A 23,652-nucleotide genomic window follows, 5' to 3' on the forward strand; every position below is an offset into this window, starting at 1 on the left:
AGTTTTATTGTCGCGTTCTGCTACACTGTGCGGCATGGAACAGCTCAACAATGACATATGCTATCAAGCACTCAAAACCCGGGACCGTCGGTTTGACGGGCGGTTTTATACCGCCGTTCTGACCACCGGGATTTTCTGTCGCCCGATTTGCCCGGCCGTGACGCCAAAACGGGTGAATGTCGAATTTTATCCCAGTGCAGAATCTGCAATCGCCCATGGGTTTCGTCCGTGTTTGCGGTGCCGCCCCGAAGCCGCCCCCGGCAGCCCCGCCAGTGCCGGGGTGCATGCCACGGTCGCGCGCGCGGTGCGCTTGATTGATCAGGGCATGCTGGAAACCGGCTCGATTGCCGGTCTGGCAGACCGGTTGGGCGTTGGGGACAGGCATTTGCGCCGGATTTTCAAGGAACATACCGGTGTTACCCCGCAAGATCACGCCAAGGCGCGTCGATTGCTCCGCGCCCGTCAGTTGATTGTCGATAGCAACCTTTCCATGACAGATATCGCTGACATTGCCGGGTTTGGCAGTTTGCGCCGGTTTAATGATGCGATGAAAAAGGCCTATGGGCAGGCGCCAACGGCGTTTCGCCGGGGCATGAAGTCGCCACCACTCGCGGGCATAAAAAAAGATGATCCGTGTGCGCGTCGCGATGATGATTTGGTTTTGCGCCTGCGCGCCCGGCAGCCTTTTGATGCCAATTACCTTTTGGCGTTTTTCCGCGCGCGCGCCATTCCCGGTCTGGAATCGGTTGGCGATCGTACGTATGTGCGGGGCTTTCGGATTGGCGGTTTGATTGGTCTGATGATTTGTCGTTTCCCAAATGATAACAGCGGGGTAGAGGTGATCTTGCGCGGGCCTGCCCGTGGGGCGGTTCTTGAAATTGGGTCCCGGGTACGACGTCTATTTGATCTTGATGCCGATGTTCCGTCCATCACCGCACAATTTGCCAATGACCCGTTGCTTGCCCCGTTGATTGATAAACGTCCGGGACTGCGTGTGCCCGGATGCTGGGATCAATTTGAATTGGCGATCCGTGCTGTCTTGGGGCAACAGGTTTCGGTGGCTGCGGCCCGAACGCTGGCCGGGCGATTGGTACAGGGATATGGCGACGCGTTGCCGGATGATTTGACCGAGAATACCGGCGTTACCCACGTGTTTCCACAGCCTGAAACACTGTTGGGATTGGACTTGATTGGCATTGGGTTGACCCGACGGCGCGCACAAACCGTGTCGGATGTCATTGATATGTTTGCCGCCCCCGATTGCGAACAGAAAAGTGGCGATGCCTTGATCACGGAAATGACCGCGATCAAGGGGATCGGACCATGGACCCTGAATTATTTTGGCCTGCGGGGTTTAGGCGATCCCGATGCCTTCCCTGCCGCCGACCTTGGAATTTTAAAGGCATCCGCCATGGGCGGAGGGCCAGATAAAGCCAAGGCACTCGAAACACTTTCGGAACGCTGGCGGCCATGGCGTGCCTATGCGGCGCAATATCTTTGGTCCGCCCTTGAAGGAGAAGGATGATGACAACAACCATGACCACCAAAATCAATGTCGCACGCCATGACAGCCCGATTGGGATGCTGAGCCTTGCAAGTGTTGAGGGTAAGTTGGTGCATCTGGATTTTGACGGCAATGATGATCGACTTAAAACCATTCAGAACCGCCGTTTCAAAAATCTTGAATGGGCTGAAAACGGTAACGTTCCAGCATCCGTCATCAGATGGCTGGAGGGGTATTTTGATGGTGAATGCTCAGCTTTGCCGATGGCCGATATCAATATGATCGGTACAGATTTTCAGAAATCCGTGTGGGATGCACTGATCACGATCCCGTTTGCCACAAGCTTATCCTATGCCGGGCTGGCCGATCAACTCGGCAACCCAAAGGCCGTACGGGCAGTTGCGCGGGCGAACGCGTTGAATCCAGTGTCGATCATTGTGCCGTGTCATCGGGTGATTGGCTCAAACGGCACCCTGACCGGTTATGCCGGTGGGTTGGAGCGCAAGAAGTGGTTGCTAGAGTACGAAGCCAGCATTTTGGCAAAAGCAGCCTAACGCCAAAACGGGCAGCCAGACGGCTGCCCGTTTTTTCCGGCATGACGTTATGAGATCGACATCACGATACGGCCATCGATTTTTCCTTCGCGCATGCGGTCAAAAATCGAATTGATGTTTTCCATCGGTTCGGTGGTGTAATGTGAATGCACCTTGCCGTCGCCCGCAAAATCAAGCGCTTCCTGAAGGTCCGCACGGGTGCCGACAATCGACCCGCGGATGGTTTTGCGCGATAGAACTGTATCGAAAATATCAAGTTCGAATTTTCCGGGCGGCAATCCACATAGCGCCATGGTGCCATGACGGCCCAGCATGCCAACCCCTTGGGAAAAGGCGGATTTGGAAACGGCTGTGACCAGTACCCCGTTGGCTCCCCCCATTTGTTTTTGGACTTCGGCAACCACATCGGTTTCCTTGGCGTTCAGCGTCCAGTCTGCGCCAAGATCCTTGGCCAAGGTCAGCTTATCGTCACTGATATCAACTGCAATGACCTTCATGCCCATGGCCTTGGCGTATTGCACGGCCATATGGCCCAAGCCGCCGATACCCGAAATGACAACCGTTTCACCCGGTTTGCATTCGGTTTCCTTAAGCCCCTTATAGACCGTGACACCGGCACATAGCACAGGCGCTGCATTGCCAAATTCAAGCCGGTCCGGCAGATGCCCGACATAGTTCGGATCGGCCAAAACATATTCAGCAAAACCGCCATTGACCGAATAGCCGGTATTGATTTGTTCACCGCAAAGGGTTTCCCAGCCGGTAACGCAGTGATGACAATGACCACAAGCCGAATGCAGCCACGGCACACCTACACGGTCGCCTTCCTTGACGGATGTAACACCTTCTCCAACTTCGAAAACAATCCCGACACCTTCGTGGCCGGGGATAAACGGCGGATTGGGTTTTACCGGCCAGTCGCCTTCGGCGGCGTGCAGGTCGGTGTGACATACGCCCGACGCTTCGATTTTCACAAGGATCTTACCCGGTGTGACTTTGGGCACTGTGACTTCTTCGATCGACAAGGGTTTGCCAAATTCGCGGACTAAGGCAGCTTTCATCGTGGCAGGCATGTTCGGACCTCCTGACGGAAGGAAAAGACCCGTTTGGTTGGGTCTGTTTAATTCACGTCAAAAGAATAGTGCGATGGATGTTTGAAAGCCTTGCTTTGAATCAATCTTGCCGGGAAAAGATCAATCAGGCGTCATAACCGATATCAGGCAGTTCAAGCACATAGTCCTGATAATAATCAGGCGGCATGCCGGCTTCGTAACGGGCTTCGTCGTTAAAGGGGGGCTTTAACGATCCACGGAAATGCTTGCGCAGCATGTCATGCCAGGTTGTGTAGTACGGAAGGCCGCGCTGATCGCAGACATATTCGTAATATTTCCGGCCCGCTGCGACGTGGGCGATTTCATCATGGGCGATGATTTCGAGAATACGGGCACTTTCGGTGTCCCCGTGGGCCATTAACCGTTCAATGGTCGGCGGGGCGGCATCAAGCCCGCGTGCCTCAAACACCATCGGCACCACGGCCAGACGTGGCAAAACGTCATAGGCCGTATCCATCGATGTTTCCCACAACCCGTCATGAGCCGGAAGGTCGCCATAGGCCGCCCCCATTTCGCCCAGTCGTGTAACGATCATTTTAAAATGACGGGCTTCGTCATCGGCGACCTGAACCCATGCATCATGGAAGTGCTTTGGCATCTCTGCATCCGGAAAGCGCACGCATAAATCCCATGCCAGATCAATGGCATTGAGTTCAATATGGGCCAGCGCATGCAAAAGGCTGATACGTCCCTGAACACTGCCTTTTTTGCGTTTGGGCATTTTGTTGGGTGGCAGCAGTTCCGGCTTTGCCGGGCGTCCCGGACGATCGGGAAGATCGGTTGACCCAACTTCCGTGATCTCGCCACTACGCCACAGTGCAGCCATTTCAGCGGTTACATTGGCCTTCTCGATGGCATCTGCAGTGAGCAGGGCACGCTTGGCGGCTTCGGCGAGGGTCAGTTTGGTCATGATCATCCGGAACTGGTGCAGGAGTTAAGGGCAGGCTGTGTCTGACATTTGCCAGACGTCGGGTCAATGGGCAAAGAAAAAGGGCGTCCAGCACGACAATGCCGGAACGCCCGCAAAGATGGATGATCATCTGATCGTTTGATCAGGTGATGTTAAAGCGCGCAAGGGCTTCTGCCAGATCTTCGCCAAACGAGTTCCCCTTGCGGATGATCGCAGTTCGGCACGGCAGGTCCTGCAAAGACGGATGGTTCGGCGCATCCGATGTCAGAACCGCGGTTGGGATGTTGCGCGTTTTGGGCATGGCTTGCAGCGCATTGGCAAGATCAACGCCGCTGAGTTCATCGATGGTCTTGGCGACAATGATGAAATCTGGGCGGGTGCGTACCGCAAGTTCGATGGCCTCAAACGATGTCTGGGTCACGGAGCTGCGATATCCGCAAGCAGCCAGTTCACGTTCAACAATCACCGCCATTGAACGTTGCGGAATGACCAAAAGGGCCTCGACGTTGGTTTGTTTGAGCCAGTTGGGATCAATGTCTGGTGTGCGTTTTGAGGGCAGTTCGCGGACAAACTCGGCAGTGTCGGTGCCGCCTGCGGTCATGTCGCCGTCAAGAAGGGTCTGGATTTTATCGACAAAGGCCTGAATGTCTTCGATAGCACCTTCATTGAGTTCCTTACAGGTCGTGACATAATCTGCAAGGCGATGACTGGTCAGGTTGATCAGCGGGGCGGCGACCGATTTGCCTTTGTACCGCAAATTGAAAACTTCGCGTTGAATGGCTGTCAGGTGTATCGGGTCGGCCTTGCCACGTGCATTCTGCAAATGGACATCAATCGAATTAATGATGTCGTGGGCTTCATCACGAAAGTCTGCAAGCATCTGATCGTCAAGATCGACAACATTCTTGTTCATTGAATTACCCGCCTTGCCGGTGAACCGGTTTGTTTTCTCCTGATAGGTGAAATTTATGCTCACCTATATTCCCATATTCAAATTCTTAGCCTGAGAAACAAGGTAAGGCAACCAAATCAATATGGGCCTCATCGGTCACGACATTGAACTTAAAGCATTTTAAGATCGAATAAAAAAGGCCCGACAGGATGATTGTCGGGCCTTTACGTATCATAATGCAGATTTTAAAGGGCGCGGACGGCTTCAAGAACCTCGGCGACGTGGCCTTTGACTTTGACCTTGTGCCACGCATTACGGATTGTGCCTTGGGCATCAATGACAAAGGTGGTCCGTTCAATTCCCATGAATTTCTTGCCATACATGCTTTTTTCCTTCCACACACCGTAGTCTTCGCAGGTGGTGCCATTCTCGTCAGAGGCGAGAATGAAGTTCAGGTCATGTTTGGCTTTGAACTTGTCATGGCGATCCGCACTGTCTTTGGAAATGCCAATGATCTGAGCGTCAACGGCGCTAAAATCTGGTTCGGCATCACGGAATTCGCAGGATTCTGTCGTGCAGCCCGGTGTCATGTCCTTGGGATAGAAATAGATCACCACCGGCTTGCCGCGTAGATCAGACAGTTTCACGCTGCCGCCACCGTCGGTCGGCAGTTCAAAATCCGGGGCTGTCGCGACTGTATCAAGTGTCATGTTCTATCCTTTGTCTGTTCGTGCGCATGTGCGATCCGTAGTGTCGCGCATCCATCGTTCGCCGTGTTTGAAGGCGCGGGCATAAAAATATAATCCATTATAGGGATGGCAACGGCATCCGGATCATTGATATTTTCACCGTTATCGTAGGCTTTCATCAGCTTTCAGGGATCGGGCCTGCTTTTTCGGCCGGGTCGCTAATGATCAGGTCATAGATGGCCTTGGTTTTGGTGGCTGTTTCGTCGACCTTGGCCTGCAATTGTTCGAAATCGTCGCATTTCCCCGCGGTCGCCAGCATTTTACGCAGATCGGTGCTGGCCGTTTGCGGATCAAACGGGCCCTCGGTGGTGAGCCGCAGCATGGCCTGTATGGCCAGCCAGAACGATCCGGCATTGGCAAGAAACTTTGCCTGTTCCCCATCCAGAATTCCCGCTGCATCAAGATTTTTAAACACATCGCGGGTGGTTGGCGACAATATTTCAGGATGATCATGGGCGTGGCGCAATTGCAAATACTGCGCAATGAATTCCAGATCAACCAGACCACCACGCCGCATTTTGATTGCCCAAGGGTGATTGTCGCCCTTGCCAGCATCCATGCGGTTTCGCATGTCAAAGACTTCGCGCACCAACCGATCAGGGTCCCGCTTTTTGCACAGCACCGCATTGGTCGTCGCAACGACCTTTTTACACAGGTTTTCCGGGCCATAGACCGGACGCAGGCGGGTCAGCGCCATGTGTTCCCATGTCCATGCGTCGTTGTTTTGATAGGTATCGAAACTTTTGAAATGGGTCGCAAGCGGGCCTTTTGATCCACTGGGACGCAGGCGCAAGTCGGTTTCAAACAAGATACCCTCGGCGGTCGGGGCCGACAGGGCATTGATGTATCGCTGACTGAGACGGATGTAATAATGCCCCGGTGACAACGGCTTATCGCCATCTGATTCTTCGGCGTCTTCGGGCACATCGTAGATAAAGACCATATCAAGGTCCGAGCCCGGCGACAGTTCCTGACCGCCATGCTTGCCAAGTGCAAAGACCGCCAAGCCGCCATCTTCGAATTGTCCATGTTTGGTGGCAAAATCATCGGCAATGCGCGGGAAAAGGGACCGAATGGCAACATCGGCAACATCGGCAAGGGCGCGTCCCGCAGCGTGCGGGGTATGGCGGTTCTGGATGGTTTGCACGTCAATCTGGAATTTCTGGTCATTGGCCCAGCGCCGGGCGCAATCAAGCCAGTCTTCGACCATGTCTTCGCGCGACAGGCGCGCGTCAAGTTCCATGATCATATCCTGCGCATCGGGCAGTTCTTCGTGAAAGCCCGACATCAGCACATAGTCAAGGACCGCCGCATTCCGGCCAATGTATTTGGCCATGCGCGGGGCGGTTCCGGCAATCTGGGCCAGCAGTTCAAGAAGTTCCGGGTGGGCGGTAAACAGTGAGAAAACCTGAACACCTGCTGGAAGTCCTTTGAGGAAATCATCAAAGGCGCGAAATGCCATGCCCGGATTGGTGGTTTTGGCCAATGCACCCAGAAGGGTTGGCATCAGTTCAGTCAGGATTTCGCGCGCACGACGCGACCGGGTGGCGCGATATCGGCCATGGTGCCAGCCGCGCACCGTAACCGATACATTTTCGGCATTCTCAAACCCCATTTGGCGCAGGTTTGCCAATGTTTCGGGGTCGTCTTCGGTGCCGGTGAAGACAAGGTTGCCGGTCGCACCGGCCAAGGGAACGTCGTCTTCGAACAGTTCCGCATAATTGTTTTCAACGTTGCGCAAATGCAGCAACAAGTCAGCAATGAACCCGGCCCGGTCGGTGTAGCCAAGGAAGGTTGCCAATGCATGCAGGCCTTCATCACTTTCCGGCAGGGTCTGGGTTTGTTGATCATCGATCATTTGCAACCGATGTTCGACGGTGCGCAGGAACGCATAGGCGCTGAGCATTTCATCGCGGACATTTTCTGATACTTGTCCGAATTTGGTCAACTCGCGTAATGTTTCGCAGGTTGCCTTGCAGCGCAGGGAGACCTCGCGTCCGCCCCAAATCAGTTGCTGGGTCTGGGCAAAAAATTCGATCTCGCGAATGCCGCCACGGCCAAGCTTGATGTTGTGGCCCGGGATGTTGATCTTGCTGCCGCCCTTATGGGCATTGATCTGGCGTTTGATCGAATGAATGTCCTGGATTGCCAGAAAATCAAGGTGCTTGCGCCAGACAAAGGGGCGCAATATTTCAAGAAACGCATTTCCAGCATTGTGATCGCCGCCAACAATGCGGGCCTTGATCATGGCCGCACGTTCCCAGTTCTGCCCCACTGTTTCGTAATAGGTTTCAGCCGCCAGCATCGATAAAATCGGTGGGGTTGATGATGGGTCTGGGCGTAATCGTAAATCAGTACGAAACACATATCCGTCGCCGGTACGTTCTTCCATGATGCGGGCGATATCGCGGACCATACGCACCAGATCCTGATGGATGCGGTCCGGATCGACATAGGTCACAACATCCTGATCATACAGGAAGATCAGGTCGATATCCGATGAATAATTCAACTCACCTGCGCCAAGCTTGCCCATGCCAATGGCGAAAATCCCGCTGTCTTTCAGTGGGTTTTCCGGATTTGGCAGATCATATTTGCGAAGACGTGCCAAGGCGGACAAACAATGGGCCATGGTAAAGCCAAGGGTAAGCTCGGCCGTGTCGCTGATCGCAGCGGTGATTTTATCAAGCGACCATGCGTTTGTGATATCGGCAATGGCGATCACCAATGCGGCATGGCGTTTTGCAATGCGAACGGTGGCCATGGTGGTTGGTTGATCAAGCGGGGCGGCCTTGGCACTTTCACGGACCGGATCAAGAGCCGTTTTAAAAGCATCATCAAGGCCATTGGCAAAGACATCACAGACCGTCCCCGGATCGCGCAAACACAGGTTCGTCAGATACGGGCTGTTACCAAAAAGAGCAGCCAAAACAGACGATGTTTGCGCGTTTGTCGCAATCTCGACAATTTGATCAGAAATACTTTCAAAGGCAGGACGTTCTGCCAATGCCCGCCAGCGTTCAAATGCGGTGGCAGTACGTTCAGGATCAAATGGTTTGGGAAGATCATGTGATATCCAGGAAAGAGACACTTTATTGCTTTCCTTGTATTGCGAAAGGGTGACGAACCGGGCTATGCACAGATTTACGGCTGATAGCATAAGACCTATGATGGTATCGTGATCCAGAGGGTCGGGGAAACATGTTTCTAGTTACGACGCCGACCCTATCTTTTCTGTGCGTCGGTAAAAAGGGATAAGATCAATAACAGTTTGTTTCTTTTACCGGTTTTAGCACGGTGTTGCGTGCGATAAACTGTATTGGACTGTTTTGGGCTAATTGGTAAATCTGTGTATGACACCGAAAATTCAAGGTAAATAGGGTGCGCCTGTTAAAAACCTTTTCTGGATGGTTGGGGCTGATTTTTGGGGCCCTCGTCCTGTTTGTCGGTGTGTTTGGCGCGGTTACCGTCTGGCGCGTCGCACAGGGACCTGTCTCGCTGCATCGTATTACGCCTTACATCGTGGATCGTCTTAATCAGTCGATGGGCGAAAACCGCCTGTCTGTTGACGATCTTGTTTTGTATTGGCGCGGTTGGGACGAAAAGTTTGATGTGCGCCTGCGCGATGTTTCGGTGCACGGACCAGATAACAACGAACTTCTGCAAGTCCCCGAGGCAGACGTTGTATTTTCAACCAAGGCACTTTTTGAAGGTGTTCTTGCCCTGCGCGAATTAAATCTGATCGGACCGCGGATCCGACTTGAACGGGGACGCGATGGCGCGATCAATATCGGATACGCCGCCGAAGAGGACGTCGTGGATGATGCAAACCGATCACCGGACGGCAGTAATCTTGCGACAGAAGACACCGCATCACCCGATGGTTCAAATCAGACAGAGCGCGCGCCATCCCTTGTGATTGATCTGCCGCCAGTTCCGGGGGACGATCAGGGGACTGATGCGTTGCCCAAGGATGGTGCAAATGGCACTGATCCGGGATCGGATGTGCATTCAGGCAGTCAGGCGCTGCGCGATATTGTTGATATTCTGTCTGGCGCACGGACAGATTTCCCCGCAGCGGATTACTTTGAAAGTTTCGGCGTTGTAAACGCTGATCTGCAGGTGCGTGACGAGAAGCTTGGTGTTATCTGGGCCGCGCCACAGGCAGATATTCTTTTGTCACGTGGGAAGTTCGGCGTTTCAGCCGAAGCATCCATGCAGGTTTCAGCTGGTTCTGTTGCAACCCGTATCGATGTTACCGGTGACTACAGCACCCGAACCGGCGAGATTGACCTTACCGCTAAGCTTGGTGAGATCGAGCTTGCGGAACTTGCGACGATTTCAAATGTATTTGATGGCCTGCGCGATGCTTTTGTACCGGTTTCCGGGGGGCTAAAGGCAAAGTATGACGCGAATGGCGAGTTGATTTCGGCCAGTGCGGATTTGTCTGTTGGAAGTGGCGTTGTTTCCTTGCCCGACGAAATGCGCGCAACCTATCGTGTGACGGGCGGGCGTATTGCCACAAGCTATGTGCCCGGTCGGATCAGCTTTGATGATGTGACCCTGAATGTCGGTGCGTCGGTGGCAAGCCTTAAGGGTGTTGTCCTTGATCCGTTTTCCGACTGGAAAATCAATCTGGATGTGTCAGCAACAGACGTTGCGACCAATGATTTAAACCGGTTATGGCCGGAAAACGTCGGGTATGATGCGCGCGAATGGGTGATTGAAAACCTGTCTGAGGGCATTGTTCATCAGGCAACCATGCATACCGAGCTGCATCAGGATGAGGCCGGTGAAGTCATTCTCGATGCCTTGGGCGGGCAGATGACCATGTCGGGGGTCACGGTGCATTATCTTGGCGAGATGCCCGTGGTTCTTGACGCTGCTGGGCGGGCTGAGTTTGATGCAACCAGCTTTAAGATCTATGCCGATCAAGGCAATGCGGATGGTCTGATTGTTGAAAATGCATCCATCGAATTTACCAAGCTTGATGAACCTGTCCCATCGGCAGATATCGAAGTCGTCGCCCACGGCAGTGTGCAAAAAGCTCTTGAGCTGATTGATGCCGAACCGCTTGGCTTTGCAAAGCGACTGGGGATTGACCCCAAGCAGATCACAGGCGATCAGGCAACCCGCGTAAGGCTTTATTTCCCACTGTTGCGTGCGGTCACATTTGATGATGTCGAGGTGGCCGCTGCCACGCGGATTGAAAATGCCAAGGTGACGAAAGCATTTCGCGATCTTGATATCGCAGACGGTGCATTTGAATTGCAGGTCAACACCAAGGGGCTTGATCTTAGCGGTGATGCCGCCATCGGGCAGGGGCGAACCAACATCAAGTGGATTGAAAGTTTTGCCGATAAAGCCGCAGTGCGCAGCCATTACACCCTGTCGGGGGACCTTGATTTGTCGGCTTTGGCAAAAGTCGATCTTGATGTTTCCCCCTATTTAACTGGCGTTGCAGATGGAACTGTCGACATCAAGGTGGGGGAAAACACCGTTGGTGTGACCGGTGATGTTGGCCTTAAACAGGTGGCGGTTAACATTGACGCGGTTGAGTACCAAAAGGCGGCGAATGTTCCTGCAACGGCGACATTTGATCTTGTCGTTCTTGGTGATAACAGCGGCAGTCTGAATGCGTTTAGTGTTTCTGCACCACTGCTTAACGCCAATGGCAAAGCGAAATGGAGTGGCGACAGCAAGATTTCAGATGTTTGGGCGCTTAACCTTGATAGCTCGAATTTCCGCGAAAACCTTGGTCTTTCGGGATCGGTTCGGTTGTCTCAGGATCAGAAATTGTTTGCTGATCTGAGCGGACAGCAATTTGATTTGCGGTCCTTTGTTGAGAACCACACCAACGATGCGGCGACCACAACGTCAGAAAATCCGATTGGGCAGGATGCAATGGTCACCCTTGCGGGGGATCATTTCCTGGTCAAGGGGGGTGAACCCACATTGACGGGGGGTAAAATCATCCTCAACAAGATGGGTGAAAATCAGGAAATCGAAATCAATGCCCAACAGGCGATTTTAACCCCCTGGATTGTCAGTGATGACAGCGATCAGAATGATCTGCCCGCGGGCAACAACCCCAACAGTGGTGGGATCGGAGAGAGGGCATCACGGGTTGGTGGCAAAACAGATGTTTTCGTGAATGTTGATCAGATGGTCATGGCCAATGGCGAACTGATCAATGAGGTTGAAGGCGCGATCCATATGATCGGCGACGAATGGGACAGCCTCGTTCTGAACGGGACCTTTGGGGATCGTGCCAACATTTTTGCTCAGGTTGAACGCACGGATTTCAAAACCCGTACAGTCAGGCTGACATCTGAAAATGCCGGGCGATTTTTGCGCGCGCTGGACATGTACGACAATCTTCTGGGCGGACGCATGGTGGTCGAAGGAACGGTTGATGAGGGCGATGAAGCCCAACCGTTCGCCGGCAAGATCAACATTGATGAATTCCGGGTGGTGAATGCGCCGATTGCCGCACGGGTGCTCGGCGCGGCTTCGCTCACAGGCTTAGGTGATGTTTTGGCGGGCAATGGCATTGCCTTTGACGAACTGAACGGTGATTTCACCTATGTCAACGATGTGCTGACCCTTGGTAAGGTGGCGGCAAACGGAACGGCTGTCGGGGTGACGGCCAATGGATCGATTGATCTTGCGAAATCTGAAATCCGCTTGGCGGGATCAATTGTGCCGATCTATGCGTTGAACTCTGCCCTTGGTGTTATTCCGATCCTTGGGGACCTTCTGGTTGGCGAAGAGGGCGGTGGCATCTTTGCCCCGACATACACCATTGAAGGTGATCTGAATGAGCCGGATGTCGATGTGAACCCACTATCGACCTTTGTGCCGGGGGTGTTTCGCAACCTCATCACCGGGGCGGAACCGGGGTAACGTCCTCAGGTTAATATCGTCGGACCAATGGTATCGTATTTAAATAAAAACCCCGCAGCACAGGCTGCGGGGTTTTTGTATTTTGATGTAGGGCCCTTGATCAGACCGGTTTGATCAGCACGTGACGTTTTTTGCCAGCAGAAACCTTGATCACACCGTCTTTATTGATGGCATCGGCATTGATCATCGCATTTTCATCGCTGACTTTTTCGTCATTCATTTTGGCCCCGCCACCCTTGATCAGGCGGCGTGCTTCACCGCCGGTTTTGGCAAGGTCCGCCCGGCGGAACAGATCAAATGCCGGAATGCCCGCATCAAGTTCAGCCTTGGCAACTTCGACGGTAGGCAGGTCGTCGGCAAAAACGCCTTCTTCAAAGGTCTTGCGCGCGGTTTCAGCAGCGGCGAGTGCGGCTTCTTCGCCGCGGCACAGCTTAACTGCTTCAAGGGCGAGAACCTTTTTGGCTTCGTTAATCTGCGATCCTTCGAGCTTTTCGTATTCCGCAATCTGTTCGAGCGACATTTCGGTAAACAGACGCATGAATTTGATGACGTCGGCGTCTTCGGTGTTGCGCCAGAACTGGTAGTAATCATAGGACGACAGGCGTTCTTCGTTGAGCCATACAGCACCAGACGCCGTCTTGCCCATTTTGGTCCCTGACGCGGTGGTCATCAGCGGCGTGGTCAGGCCAAACAGTGATTTTTCATCAACACGACGGCCAAGCTCGACACCATTGACGATGTTGCCCCACTGATCCGATCCGCCCATCTGCAGCGTGCAGGCATAATTACGGTTCAGTTCAACAAAGTCATAGGCCTGCAGGATCATGTAGTTGAATTCAAGGAAGCTCAGCGACTGTTCACGTTCCAGACGAATTTTAACCGAGTCAAAGCTCAGCATCCGGTTGACCGAAAAATGCCGCCCAAAATCACGCAGGAATTCGATGTAGTTCAGTTTATCAAGCCAGTCGGCGTTATTGACCATGATCGCATCGGTCGGGCCATCGCCAAATGTCAGGAACTGCTGAAACACTTTTTTGATGCCAGCCATGTTGGCGTCAATAATTTCATCGGTCAAAACCGGGCGGGCGTCATCACGACCGGTTGGATCACCAACACGCGTGGTACCGCCGCCCATCAGGACAATCGGCTTATGGCCGGTTTTTTGTAACCAGCGCAGCATCATGATCGATACAAGCGATCCGACATGCAGGCTGTCTGCGGTGCAATCATAGCCCACATAGCACACCACCGTATTTTCCGTCGCATAGGTATCAAGACCTTCGAGGTCCGTACATTGGTGGATATAACCGCGGTCATTCATGACGCGGAGAAAATCAGACTTAAGTTCAGTCATGGTTTTTGCGCTATGTTTGGTTGTGATAAAAAAATCGAGCCGCTTATTACTGCGGACGCGATGATCTAGCACAAAAAACATTCGCGGGGCAACGCATCGACATGCAGTTCTGCTATGGCGGTAACGATTTCGCGATAAATTGATTTTAATCTGCTCCTCAACGCAGCAAAACACCCAGAAAACCTATACGGAGTTTCCAATGACAGACGGCTGGATCAAGGCAATCGGAATGATGAGCGGAACGTCCCTGGATGGCGTTGATGCGGCCCTGATTGAAACCGATGGGATCGAGGTTCGCCGTACCGGGCATTCTGTATTTGTTGCGTATGACGCCAGTCTTCGTGAACGGATGCGGGCCTGCTTTGGCAACCGCGCAGCCACCAACAGCGAACAGGTTGTGGCAGATGATCTGACAGACGTTCATGTTAATGCTGTTAATATGTTGCTGGAAAAATCCGGTGTGGTGGCGGCTGAAGTAGGCGTCATCGGGTTTCATGGTCAGACGGTTTTTCATGAACCGGCCTCCGGGATCACGCGACAGATCGGAACACCTTATATGCTGGCGGAAAAAACCGGCATTCCGGTTGTGGCCGATTTTCGCCTTGCCGATGTAGCCGCCGGGGGCGAGGGCGCACCACTTGCCCCAGTTTACCATGCGGCACTGATGAAAAGTGCCGGCGTTGAAATGCCCGTCGCGGTTCTAAATATCGGTGGTGTGTCTAACGTGACATGGATCGGCCCGGATGACGCGCTGCTGGCGTTTGACTGCGGGCCGGGCAATGCGCGCCTTGATGACTGGATGCTGCGCCACACCGGGACACCGGTTGATATGAACGGTGCAACGGCATCGTCCGGGCAGGCCGACCCGATGGTTGAAGTTAAATTTCTTGAAGACCCGTATTTTGATCGCGTGCCACCGAAATCCCTTGATCGTGAAGACATGGCCGCAACCATTGATGGGCTGGTAGCCGAGGCAAAGCTAAGCATGGCGGATGGGGCGGCGACCCTTGCCAATTGTACGGTGGCGGCCATCGTAGCCGGGGTGAACCATCTGCCGGCAGCCCCCAAAGGCTGGTTCGTCTGTGGCGGTGGTCGGCATAATCAATATGTTATGGCACAGCTTCAGGAGCGGTTGGGCGTCCCAGTGAAATCGGTTGATGTGCTTGATTGGGACGGCGATGCGGTTGAGGCCGAATGTTTTGGCTATTTGGCAGTGCGCCATCTGCGCGATTTACCACTGAGCTTTCCAGGCACAACCGGGGTGGCGGAGCCCTGTTGCGGTGGAAAGCTATACCAAACGAAAAAGGCCGCCTGATCAGGCGGCCTTTGGTCTATTGTCGTTGCCTACTCGCGGCGGGTCGCTTTACGCGCCACGCTTCTCAAGATAAGCAGCCGTGTGCTTGATTACGTCGTCTTGCTGTTTGGCAAAATAGTGATCGGCACCGTCAATCGTGCGCAAATCCACTTCAATACCCTTCTGGGCATTAAGCTTGTCAGCCAGTTTATTGACCGATGCCAGCGGAATGTTGCTGTCCTGCGTGCCATGGATCATCAGACCCGATGACGGGCAGGGTGCCAGGAAGGTGAAATCATATTCGCTGGCCGGCGGTGCGACGCAAACGAACCCGTCAATTTCCGGGCGGCGCATCAAAAGCTGCATGCCGATCCAGGACCCAAACGAATACCCTGCGACCCACGTGGCGCGCGCATTGGCGTTATAGGTTTGCATCCAGTCAAGAGCCGATGCCGCATCAGACAGCTCACCGATCCCTTGATCATAGACGCCCTGCGAGCGACCAACGCCGCGGAAGTTAAAGCGCATGACCGAATAACCGCGATCCTTGAACATGTTGAACATGTTAAAGCACAATTTATTGTTCATTGTGCCGCCCTGCTGGGGGTGCGGATGGAGAATGAGTGCGATGGGCGAATCGTCAGCGCTGTTATGGTGGTAGCGACCGTCAAGGCGACCTTCGGGGCCGTTAAAAATGACCTCAGGCATGGATCAGACTGCTCCTGTCCACGAATGGAATAATGTGTGCAACAAAAATATCCGAGTGTTTTTGTAAGTTTTTTCGTGTTTGCGCATAAATTGCTTTGGGCAAATACTTGACCAAGTTACTCGGTTATCCTATATTCCGGCTAACGCAATGGCGCCATGTAAACCCGATCTTACGTCTTGCGTAAGGCCGGGTGTTGGCGTGGCTGCCGGGAATCGAAGATACTAATTACACAGTGGACCGCCCCATGTTCAAGCTAATTCGTCAGGAAATTGACGCGATGATTGCCCGCGATCCAGCGGCACGCTCCCGTTTGGAGATCGCGCTCTGTTATCCGGCGTTTCACGCAATCATGGGATATCGCGGCACACACTGGCTGTGGCAGCGTGGTTTTCGTATCACAGCCCGCTTCATTTCGCAGATTTTCCGTTGGCTGACCGGGATCGAAATTCACCCGGGCGCAAAAATTGGCAAACGGTTCTTTATCGACCACGGCATGGGCGTTGTGATTGGTGAAACGGCCGAGATTGGCGATGACGTAACACTATATCAGGGGGTGACCCTTGGTGGAACGTCGCCGAGCGTTAATAGCGACGGCCAACGTGGCCTTAAACGCCATCCTACGCTTGAAGATGGCGTGATTGTTGGCTCGGGCGCGCAAATTCTTGGCCCATTCACCGTGCGCAAGAATGCGCGTGTTGGTGGTAATGCGGTGGTGCTGTCGGAAGTGCCCGAAGGTGCGACTGTGGTCGGGATCCCCGCCAAGATCGTACGCCACGAAGCCGATGATCGTTTCTGTGCCTATGGCACGCCGATTGGTGATCTGCCTGATCCCGTGGCGCGTGCGCTTGAAGAGCTTGGTCGTGAAGTCAAAGAACTGCGTGGTCAGGTTGCAGAGCTTAAAACAGATAACAAGTCATCTGATGATGGTGATGTGATTGCCGACAAGCCACGCATCGTCGCGTCATCGGAATGAGTTAGGCGCAGGTTCGCGCCACGAATACGAACAGAGCCCGCTGTCAGGTTTGCAGCCAAAATAGCATAACCGGAGCAGCAAGGCAGGAGGATGAACCGTGAAGCTGAGTACCAAAGGCCGCTATGCCGTGATGGCGATGGTCGATCTTGCTGAAAGCAGCAAGGACCGACCGGTAGCACTTGCGGATATCGCGGACCGTCAGGAAATTTCACTGTCTTATCTTGAGCAGCTTTTTGGCAAATTGCGCAAAGGCGGCTTGGTCCGTTCCGTGCGTGGTCCGGGGGGCGGATACCTTCTCGCGCGTACTGCGCAGGAAACCCGCGTTGCCGATGTGATCTTGGCTGTTGATGAGCCGATCCGCGCAACCCGCTGTAAGTCCGGGTCGCCAAAAGGATGCAAGGCCAATCAGGGACGCTGCCAAACCCATGAATTGTGGGAAGAACTTGGCAATCAGATTTACCTTTATCTGGCGTCCGTTAGCCTGGCCGATGTGGTTGGACGCAATGTCAGTGGTTCCTTGCGGGTTTTCCCGTCGAAAACCACGCAAATAGAAGAGCCGTCACAGGTTGCGGCACAGTGATTAGTCCTCTATATCGTGCGTATAGGGACGGCAAATGCGAATAAGGATGATTTTAAACTGATGACCGATCAGGTTTACCTTGATTACAACGCAAGCGCGCCGCTGTGCTCCGAGGCACAACAGGCAATGATCGCTGCGATGAATATCACGGGGAACCCGTCCTCAGTTCACGCCAGCGGCCGCGCAGCTCGCAAGATTGTCGATCATGCGCGCCGTACCATTGCCGATCTGCTTGGGGGTGATCCCGAACGGGTGATCTTTACAAGCGGCGGGACCGAGGCAAACAACCTTGCCCTGAGTGGGCTGGAAGATGTCACGGTTTTCACCAGTGCGGTTGAACACCCATCGGTGATCGAGGCCCGGTCCGATGCCAAGCGCATCCCGGTTGATGGCGATGGGGTGATTGATCTGGCGGCCCTTGAGGCAATGCTGAAAGACGCATCGCAGAAGGGTGAAAAGGTTTTGGTTTCGGTCATGCTGGCCAACAATGAAACCGGTGTCATTCAGCCTGTCGCAAAGGTTGCTTTGCTGGCGCGCGAATACGGGGCAAAGGTCCATTGTGACGCAGTACAGGCGTTGGGCCGTATACCGTTAGACATGGGACGTCTGCTGGTTGATATGGTGTCGATTTCGGCCCACAAGATCGGCGGCCCCAAAGGGATCGGTGCCCTTGCGATTGCTCCAGGTGTGATGCTGGTGCCGCAAATTCGCGGTGGCGGTCAGGAAAAATACCGCCGCGGCGGCACGGAAAACGTTTTGGGCATTGCAGGCTTTGCTGCCGCAGCCCGGCGGGCCGAGGCCGGAATGGCGAAAATGACGGAGATCGCAGCAAAGCGCGACCGTCTTGAAACGGAATTGGCATCAGAAGCCCCTGAGCTTGTGATTGCCGGAAAAGGAACGGAGCGGCTGGTGAATACAAGTTGCCTGATCTTGCCAGGAATGCCCGGGGAAACCCAGGTGATGGCACTGGATTTAGGTGGTGTTGCAATCAGTTCGGGATCTGCCTGTTCGTCAGGCAAGGTACGTGAAAGCCACGTGCTTAAGGAAATGGGACTTTCCGATATCGGGTCGGCCATTCGGGTCAGTCTGGGATTGGAAACGACCGACGAAGATATCGATACGTTTGTCCGAGTTTGGAGCCGGATGAGGGGTAATGCAGCGCGCAAGAAGGCGCGTCACGCTGCCTGACAAGAGAGTGAGTGAGGAAGTCTTAATTATGAACGAGCTTAAAGCAAAGCCGATCTATCTGGATTACCAGGCAACGACGCCGACCGATCCGCGGGTGGTGGATGCGATGCTGCCATACTTCACCGAGAAGTTCGGTAACCCGCATTCGCGCAACCACAGCTTTGGCTGGGAAGCCGAAGACGCGGTTGAAGTCGCGCGCGGACAGGTTGCCAAGGTCATTGGTGCATCGGCCAAGGAAGTTATCTTTACTTCGGGTGCGACAGAATCGAACAACCTCGCACTTAAAGGTGTGATGAAGTTCTATGGTAAGAAAAAGCCGCATCTGATCACGGTCGTGACCGAGCATAAATGCGTGCTCGACAGTGCCCGTCACCTTGAGCAAGAAGGGTACAAAGTTACCTATCTTGGCGTTAAGGATAACGGCCTGATCGACCTTGAAGAACTTAAAGCGGCCATCACCGATGAAACCGCACTTGTGTCCGTCATGGGTGTGAACAACGAAATCGGTGTGATTCAGCCCCTTAAGGAAATCGGTGCTATCTGCCGTGAACGCAAAGTGTTCTTCCACACCGATTGCGCACAGGCTGTTGGCAAGATTGATCTTGATGTCGAAGACATGAACATCGATCTGATGTCGATTTCCGCCCACAAGCTTTATGGCCCGAAAGGCGTTGGTGCATTGTTCGTGCGTCGTCGCCCACGTGTTCGCGTTATCGCACAGATCACCGGCGGTGGTCAGGAACGTGGCATGCGTTCGGGCACGTTGCCGACACCGTTGCTTGTTGGTTTTGGTAAGGCGTGTGATATTCTGTCGAACGAAATGGCAGAAGAAAACGCCCGCATCACCGAGCTTCGCGATTACACGCTTAAGAAGTTCCGTGATCGTCTGGCTGACATTTACCTCAACGGTGACGAAGAAGCCCGCGTTTCGGGTAACCTCAATGTTTCATTTGCGTACGTCGAAGGCGAAAGCCTGCAGATGGACATCAAAAACATTGCGGTTTCTTCGGGCTCGGCATGTACGTCGGCATCGCTTGAGCCGTCTTATGTGCTGCGTGCGCTGGGTGTTGACGAAGAACTCGCCCATACGTCGCTACGTATCGGGATTGGCCGTTACACGACCAAGGAAGAGCTTGATGAAGCGATCGAGTCAATCAGTGTTGCGGTTGAGCGTCTTCGCGACATGAGCCCGCTTTGGGAAATGGCCCAGGAAGGCATCGACATTAAGTCGATCGAGTGGGCTGAGCACTAAGAACGACAGACGACGACTTATCGACGTTTTTTATCTCGTGAGAGAGACACAGAACTTTTAGGAGGATTCCTATCATGGCTTATAGTGAAAAGCTGATCGACCATTACGAAAACCCGCGTAACGTTGGTTCGATGGACAAAAATGAAACGTTCGTTGGTACCGGTCTTGTTGGTGCTCCGGCCTGTGGTGACGTTATGAAGCTGCAGATCAAAGTGACCCCGGAAGGCATCATCGAGGACGCGAAGTTCAAGACCTTCGGTTGCGGTTCGGCCATTGCGTCGAGCTCGCTGATCACCGAATGGGTCAAGGGCAAATCGCTTGATGAAGCTGGTTCGATCAAGAACTCGCAGATCGCAGCAGAACTGGCTTTGCCGCCGGTTAAAATTCACTGCTCGATCCTTGCCGAAGATGCGATCAAAGCCGCTATCAGCGACTACAAAACCAAAAACGGTCAGGGCGAAGTCGAAGCTGCCGAATAAGCAGCTTTGCCTTTCCCCCGTTTTCGGGAACTCAGGAGAAGACCATGGCATTACCGTCACCGATTTCTGTCACGTCAGAAGCGCTTGTTCATATCAAGGCGTTGCTTGATAGCCGCGGCAAACCGTCCGAAGGCATCCGGCTTGGTGTGCGCAGCAAAGGGTGTTCGGGCTTGTCCTACACGCTGGAATATGCCGACGAAGCCAGTGGCTTTGAGGAAGTTGTCCAGCTTGAGGATGGCGTGAAAATCCTGATTGACCCAAAGGCCATGATGTTCGTTCTTGGAACAGAAATGGATTATGAGGTCACCAAGATGGAAGAAGGGTTCGTCTTCCGCAATCCCAACGAAAAAGGTCGTTGTGGTTGTGGTGAGTCCTTCCACATCTAGGATCACCTACGGATTTTCAGGTCTTTACCTGCTTTGAAGATGGTTATGGCCCCAGTGAGTTCGCAGGAATTCACCGGGGCCGTCGCCTGAATGGGGCTGTTTGCACCTGCATATGTCCTGTTCGACGTAAGATGTAATTTGAATTTGTTTTAAATCCTCGGAAGTGCATAGCGTGAGCAACACCGGTACCGAAGATACGGGTACGATGAAACACCCCGCACATAAGGTTTGCTGGTCCTGTAAGGGGCCTGTTGAGGCCAGTGCGCTGTTTTGCGATACATGCAACGCCATTCAGGCCCCCGGTCAGCTTGATCATTTCAAGCGGTTTGGTCTTGAACGATCCTTTGTTGTCGATATCGATGCAGTTGAGGCAACGTACCTTAAGCAGCAACAAAAACTGCACCCGGATCGTTTCGCATCAAAATCGCCCCGTGAACAGGCCCTGTCATCGCAGCAGGCCGCCAGCCTCAACGAAGCCTTCGAAACGCTTAAAAATCCGGTCGCACGGGCGCATTATATGCTGCGTCTGGCCGGGGTTGAGCCCGAAGGCGGCGGCGGGCATACGGTCAATGATCCTGAACTTCTGATGGAAGCGATGGAAATGCGCGAAGCCCTTGATGATGCTGACAACCGTATGACGGTTGATGCCATGATCAAGGATACCCGCAAACAGGCGCGTGCATGCGAAAATAATCTTGCCGATGCGTTTGCCAAGGATGCCTTTGACACGGCAAAAAAACTGACCACCCGTCTTAGATACCTGATGAAAATGACCGAGGAAGCGCGCGCGAAGAAATCGCGTCTCGCGGCAGCCTGATCATTTCAATATAACGGATAGAATTCATGGCCTTGCTACAGATCCACGAACCGGGCGAAACGCCACTTCCCCACGAAGACGAACGCCAGATTGCGGTCGGTATCGATCTTGGGACCACCAATTCGGTTGTTGCAATTTCGCGCGATGAGAAACCCGAAGTCCTGCGCGATAAATCGGGTGGCAATGCGATTGTGCCGTCTGTTGTCTACTACGGTGAAGATACCCCCGTGGTCGGCGAAGCCGCCCGTGATCATATCAACACCGATGCAAGTCGGGTTGTCTCGTCGGTCAAACGCCTGATGGGGCGCGGCATTGAAGACGTCAAATCGCTGGCGGGTACCTTGCCCTATGACGTCGAAGTTCCCGAAAAATCCGACGATGATGGCGCTGGCCCGATGATGGTGCGCCTTAATGTCGGGAACCGCGTTTTGACCCCGGTCGAAGTATCTGCCGATATTTTGCGTGCCCTTCGTACGCGCGCCGAAGAAAGCCTTGATCAGCCGGTCGAAAAGGCGGTCATCACCGTGCCTGCCTATTTTGATGATGGTGCACGCACCGCGACCAAGGATGCCGCAACCCTTGCCGGGATCGAAGTCCTACGTCTGGTTAATGAGCCAACTGCTGCGGCCCTTGCCTATGGCCTTGATAACGGGGCAGAGGGGCTTTATGCCGTTTACGACCTTGGCGGCGGGACGTTTGATATCTCGTTGCTTAAAATGCAAAAAGGCGTTTTTCAGGTCAAGGCAACCGGCGGTGATGCCGCCCTTGGTGGCGATGATTTTGATCACGCAATTGCCGAACATCTTTTGGCCCTGCGCAAAGACGGCGGGGCGACCGATGCCCTTGATGCGTCTGATGCCAAACGTCTGCTTAAAACCGCGCGTAAGGTCAAAGAAGGCCTGACCGATAGCGATGCGGTCGAAGTTGCCGTTGACCTTAATGGCACCAAAACCACCCATTCCGTGACCCGTTCTGATTTTGAGGCGATGATTGCCAAGCTGGTCTCGCGGACAACCGCGATCACGGAACAAGTTCTTGATGATGCGGATGTGTTGCCCGAAGACGTCAAGGGCGTGGTTCTTGTCGGTGGCTCAACCCGTGTGCCTGCGGTGCGTAAGGCCGTGGCCGATTTGTTCGAACAAGAACCGCTTTCCAATATCGACCCGGACGAAGTTGTCGCCCTTGGTGCCGCCCTTCAAGCCGAAGCATTGACCGGTGGGTCTGATAACCTTCTGTTGGATGTGACGCCGCTGTCGCTTGGTCTGGAAACCATGGGCGGGATTGTTGAAAAGGTCATTGACCGCAATACTCCGATCCCGGTCGCCAAGGGACAGGAATTCACCACCTATCAGGATGGTCAGTCGGCCATGATGATCCATGTGGTGCAGGGCGAACGTGAAATGGTTGATCAGTGCCGATCGCTTGCCCGTTTTGCCCTGACCGGTATTCCATCGATGGCCGCAGGGGCCGCGCGCATTCGCGTACAGTTCAATGTTGATGCCGATGGTCTTTTGACCGTGTCGGCGCGTGAAGAAACCACCGGCGTCGAGCAGGAAGTTGCGGTCAAGCCGACCTATGGCATCAATGAGGTAGATATGGCCAACATGCTGCGCGACAGCATGGTCCATGCCCGCGAAGATATGCTGATGCGCCTTCTGACCGAAGCGCGCGTTGAGGCAAAACGCAACATCCTTGCCGTTCAGGCCGCGATGGACGCAGACCACGCGTTGCTAACGCCTGAGGATGACAAAAGCATCAATGACGCCATTGCCAAACTTGAAGCGGCAATGGGCGGCGATGATCGTGATGTGATTAATGACGCGGCCGAGGCGCTTGAAAATGCATCGCGCCCGTTTGCCGAAAGCCGAATGGATAGCCGCATCCGTCAGGCTCTGACCGGGCAGAATGTGGATGCTGTTAACTAAACACGACCCGAATAATTGACAAACCGGCCACTTGCGGCGATTGTCCCGTGCAACCGCCAAAGGTCAGG

General features: G+C 53.8%; 19 protein-coding genes. 12 read left to right on the plus strand and 7 right to left on the minus strand.

Translation table 11 applies throughout. The annotated features are described in order from the left end of the window. Window positions 1–7: 7 nt before the first annotated feature. Both COO92_RS15990 and COO92_RS15995 read left to right on the plus strand, forming a co-directional pair. The gene (locus tag COO92_RS15990; protein WP_240626470.1) at window positions 8–1,525 is read left to right on the plus strand and encodes a DNA-3-methyladenine glycosylase 2 family protein; all 1,518 of its coding nucleotides are present in this window, start codon (window positions 8–10) and stop codon (window positions 1,523–1,525) included. Next, window positions 1,525–2,058, plus strand: coding sequence for a methylated-DNA--[protein]-cysteine S-methyltransferase (locus COO92_RS15995; protein ID WP_240626471.1), 534 nt, complete (start codon window positions 1,525–1,527; stop codon window positions 2,056–2,058). The genes COO92_RS15990 and COO92_RS15995 overlap by 1 nt, the downstream gene beginning before the upstream one ends. Window positions 2,059–2,105: 47 nt before the next feature. Here the strand turns inward: COO92_RS15995 and adhP are convergent, their stop codons facing one another. The 5 genes from adhP to COO92_RS16020 form a co-directional block, all read right to left on the minus strand. Further along, window positions 2,106–3,131 carry an alcohol dehydrogenase AdhP gene (gene adhP / locus COO92_RS16000; RefSeq protein WP_101303703.1) on the minus strand — a complete coding sequence of 342 codons (1,026 nt, stop codon included), beginning with the start codon at window positions 3,129–3,131 and terminating at the stop codon, window positions 2,106–2,108. 124 nt (window positions 3,132–3,255) lie between these two features. Next, on the minus strand, window positions 3,256–4,080 hold the full coding sequence (locus tag COO92_RS16005) for a ferritin-like domain-containing protein (RefSeq protein ID WP_101303706.1): 825 nt from the start codon (window positions 4,078–4,080) through the stop codon (window positions 3,256–3,258). Between the two features lie 142 nt (window positions 4,081–4,222). After that, window positions 4,223–5,056 (minus strand): response regulator, encoded by an 834-nt coding sequence (locus COO92_RS16010; protein WP_240626472.1) that lies wholly within the window; start codon window positions 5,054–5,056, stop codon window positions 4,223–4,225. A gap of 161 nt (window positions 5,057–5,217) precedes the next feature. Continuing rightward, window positions 5,218–5,682: a thioredoxin-dependent thiol peroxidase gene (gene bcp, locus COO92_RS16015; RefSeq protein ID WP_101303708.1), complete on the minus strand. Its 465-nt coding sequence runs from the start codon at window positions 5,680–5,682 to the stop codon at window positions 5,218–5,220. 157 nt (window positions 5,683–5,839) lie between these two features. Continuing rightward, window positions 5,840–8,881, minus strand: a complete 3,042-nt coding sequence (locus tag COO92_RS16020; protein ID WP_276307569.1) for a bifunctional [glutamine synthetase] adenylyltransferase/[glutamine synthetase]-adenylyl-L-tyrosine phosphorylase — start codon at window positions 8,879–8,881, stop codon at window positions 5,840–5,842. A gap of 221 nt (window positions 8,882–9,102) precedes the next feature. Between COO92_RS16020 and COO92_RS16025 the strand changes: the two genes are divergently transcribed. Next, the gene (locus COO92_RS16025; RefSeq protein ID WP_101303712.1) at window positions 9,103–12,627 is read left to right on the plus strand and encodes a YhdP family protein; all 3,525 of its coding nucleotides are present in this window, start codon (window positions 9,103–9,105) and stop codon (window positions 12,625–12,627) included. Window positions 12,628–12,727: 100 nt separating this feature from the next. Here the strand turns inward: COO92_RS16025 and tyrS are convergent, their stop codons facing one another. Next, window positions 12,728–13,981 carry a tyrosine--tRNA ligase gene (tyrS, locus tag COO92_RS16030; protein ID WP_101304012.1) on the minus strand — a complete coding sequence of 418 codons (1,254 nt, stop codon included), beginning with the start codon at window positions 13,979–13,981 and terminating at the stop codon, window positions 12,728–12,730. Between the two features lie 199 nt (window positions 13,982–14,180). Between tyrS and COO92_RS16035 the strand changes: the two genes are divergently transcribed. Next, window positions 14,181–15,296 (plus strand): anhydro-N-acetylmuramic acid kinase, encoded by a 1,116-nt coding sequence (locus COO92_RS16035; RefSeq protein WP_101303714.1) that lies wholly within the window; start codon window positions 14,181–14,183, stop codon window positions 15,294–15,296. A gap of 48 nt (window positions 15,297–15,344) precedes the next feature. Here COO92_RS16035 and COO92_RS16040 read toward each other — a convergent pair whose 3' ends face one another. Further along, complete coding sequence (locus tag COO92_RS16040; RefSeq protein ID WP_022733510.1) at window positions 15,345–15,983, minus strand: alpha/beta hydrolase; 639 nt, start codon at window positions 15,981–15,983, stop codon at window positions 15,345–15,347. A 245-nt stretch (window positions 15,984–16,228) separates the two neighbouring features. On the opposite strand from COO92_RS16040, the gene cysE reads away from it, so the two are divergent. The 8 genes from cysE to hscA all read left to right on the plus strand — a co-directional run bounded on the left by cysE (window position 16,229) and on the right by hscA (window position 23,584). Continuing rightward, window positions 16,229–16,957, plus strand: a complete 729-nt coding sequence (gene cysE, locus COO92_RS16045) for a serine O-acetyltransferase (protein WP_101303716.1) — start codon at window positions 16,229–16,231, stop codon at window positions 16,955–16,957. A gap of 97 nt (window positions 16,958–17,054) precedes the next feature. Next, window positions 17,055–17,537, plus strand: coding sequence for an Rrf2 family transcriptional regulator (locus COO92_RS16050; RefSeq protein WP_022733512.1), 483 nt, complete (start codon window positions 17,055–17,057; stop codon window positions 17,535–17,537). Window positions 17,538–17,597: 60 nt separating this feature from the next. Then, a complete protein-coding gene (locus tag COO92_RS16055; RefSeq protein WP_101303718.1) occupies window positions 17,598–18,725 on the plus strand; it encodes a cysteine desulfurase family protein in 1,128 nt (375 codons plus the stop codon). A 28-nt stretch (window positions 18,726–18,753) separates the two neighbouring features. Further along, entirely contained in the window at window positions 18,754–19,977 is a 1,224-nt protein-coding gene (locus COO92_RS16060; RefSeq protein ID WP_101303720.1) for an IscS subfamily cysteine desulfurase, read from the plus strand. Between the two features lie 74 nt (window positions 19,978–20,051). After that, a complete protein-coding gene (gene iscU, locus COO92_RS16065) occupies window positions 20,052–20,456 on the plus strand; it encodes a Fe-S cluster assembly scaffold IscU (protein WP_022733515.1) in 405 nt (134 codons plus the stop codon). Between the two features lie 44 nt (window positions 20,457–20,500). Next, the gene (locus COO92_RS16070) at window positions 20,501–20,842 is read left to right on the plus strand and encodes a HesB/IscA family protein (RefSeq protein WP_022733516.1); all 342 of its coding nucleotides are present in this window, start codon (window positions 20,501–20,503) and stop codon (window positions 20,840–20,842) included. Between the two features lie 172 nt (window positions 20,843–21,014). Next, the gene (gene hscB, locus COO92_RS16075; protein ID WP_240626473.1) at window positions 21,015–21,659 is read left to right on the plus strand and encodes a Fe-S protein assembly co-chaperone HscB; all 645 of its coding nucleotides are present in this window, start codon (window positions 21,015–21,017) and stop codon (window positions 21,657–21,659) included. 26 nt (window positions 21,660–21,685) lie between these two features. Next, entirely contained in the window at window positions 21,686–23,584 is a 1,899-nt protein-coding gene (gene hscA, locus COO92_RS16080) for a Fe-S protein assembly chaperone HscA (protein WP_101303722.1), read from the plus strand. The last annotated feature ends 68 nt before the right edge of the window (window positions 23,585–23,652 follow it).

The organism is Thalassospira lohafexi, assembly GCF_002844275.1.
GTDB lineage: Bacteria > Pseudomonadota > Alphaproteobacteria > Rhodospirillales > Thalassospiraceae > Thalassospira > Thalassospira lohafexi.

Coding starts and splice junctions, on each gene's coding strand:
- COO92_RS15995 (WP_240626471.1), top strand. CDS start 1,525: ATGACAACAACCATGACCACCAAAATCAATGTCGCACGCCATGACAGC.
- adhP (WP_101303703.1), bottom strand. CDS start 3,131: ATGCCTGCCACGATGAAAGCTGCCTTAGTCCGCGAATTTGGCAAACCC.
- COO92_RS16005 (WP_101303706.1), bottom strand. CDS start 4,080: ATGACCAAACTGACCCTCGCCGAAGCCGCCAAGCGTGCCCTGCTCACT.
- bcp (WP_101303708.1), bottom strand. CDS start 5,682: ATGACACTTGATACAGTCGCGACAGCCCCGGATTTTGAACTGCCGACC.
- COO92_RS16020 (WP_276307569.1), bottom strand. CDS start 8,881: ATGCTATCAGCCGTAAATCTGTGCATAGCCCGGTTCGTCACCCTTTCG.
- tyrS (WP_101304012.1), bottom strand. CDS start 13,981: ATGACTGAACTTAAGTCTGATTTTCTCCGCGTCATGAATGACCGCGGT.
- COO92_RS16035 (WP_101303714.1), top strand. CDS start 14,181: ATGACAGACGGCTGGATCAAGGCAATCGGAATGATGAGCGGAACGTCC.
- COO92_RS16040 (WP_022733510.1), bottom strand. CDS start 15,983: ATGCCTGAGGTCATTTTTAACGGCCCCGAAGGTCGCCTTGACGGTCGC.
- cysE (WP_101303716.1), top strand. CDS start 16,229: ATGTTCAAGCTAATTCGTCAGGAAATTGACGCGATGATTGCCCGCGAT.
- COO92_RS16055 (WP_101303718.1), top strand. CDS start 17,598: ATGACCGATCAGGTTTACCTTGATTACAACGCAAGCGCGCCGCTGTGC.
- COO92_RS16060 (WP_101303720.1), top strand. CDS start 18,754: ATGAACGAGCTTAAAGCAAAGCCGATCTATCTGGATTACCAGGCAACG.
- iscU (WP_022733515.1), top strand. CDS start 20,052: ATGGCTTATAGTGAAAAGCTGATCGACCATTACGAAAACCCGCGTAAC.
- COO92_RS16070 (WP_022733516.1), top strand. CDS start 20,501: ATGGCATTACCGTCACCGATTTCTGTCACGTCAGAAGCGCTTGTTCAT.
- hscA (WP_101303722.1), top strand. CDS start 21,686: ATGGCCTTGCTACAGATCCACGAACCGGGCGAAACGCCACTTCCCCAC.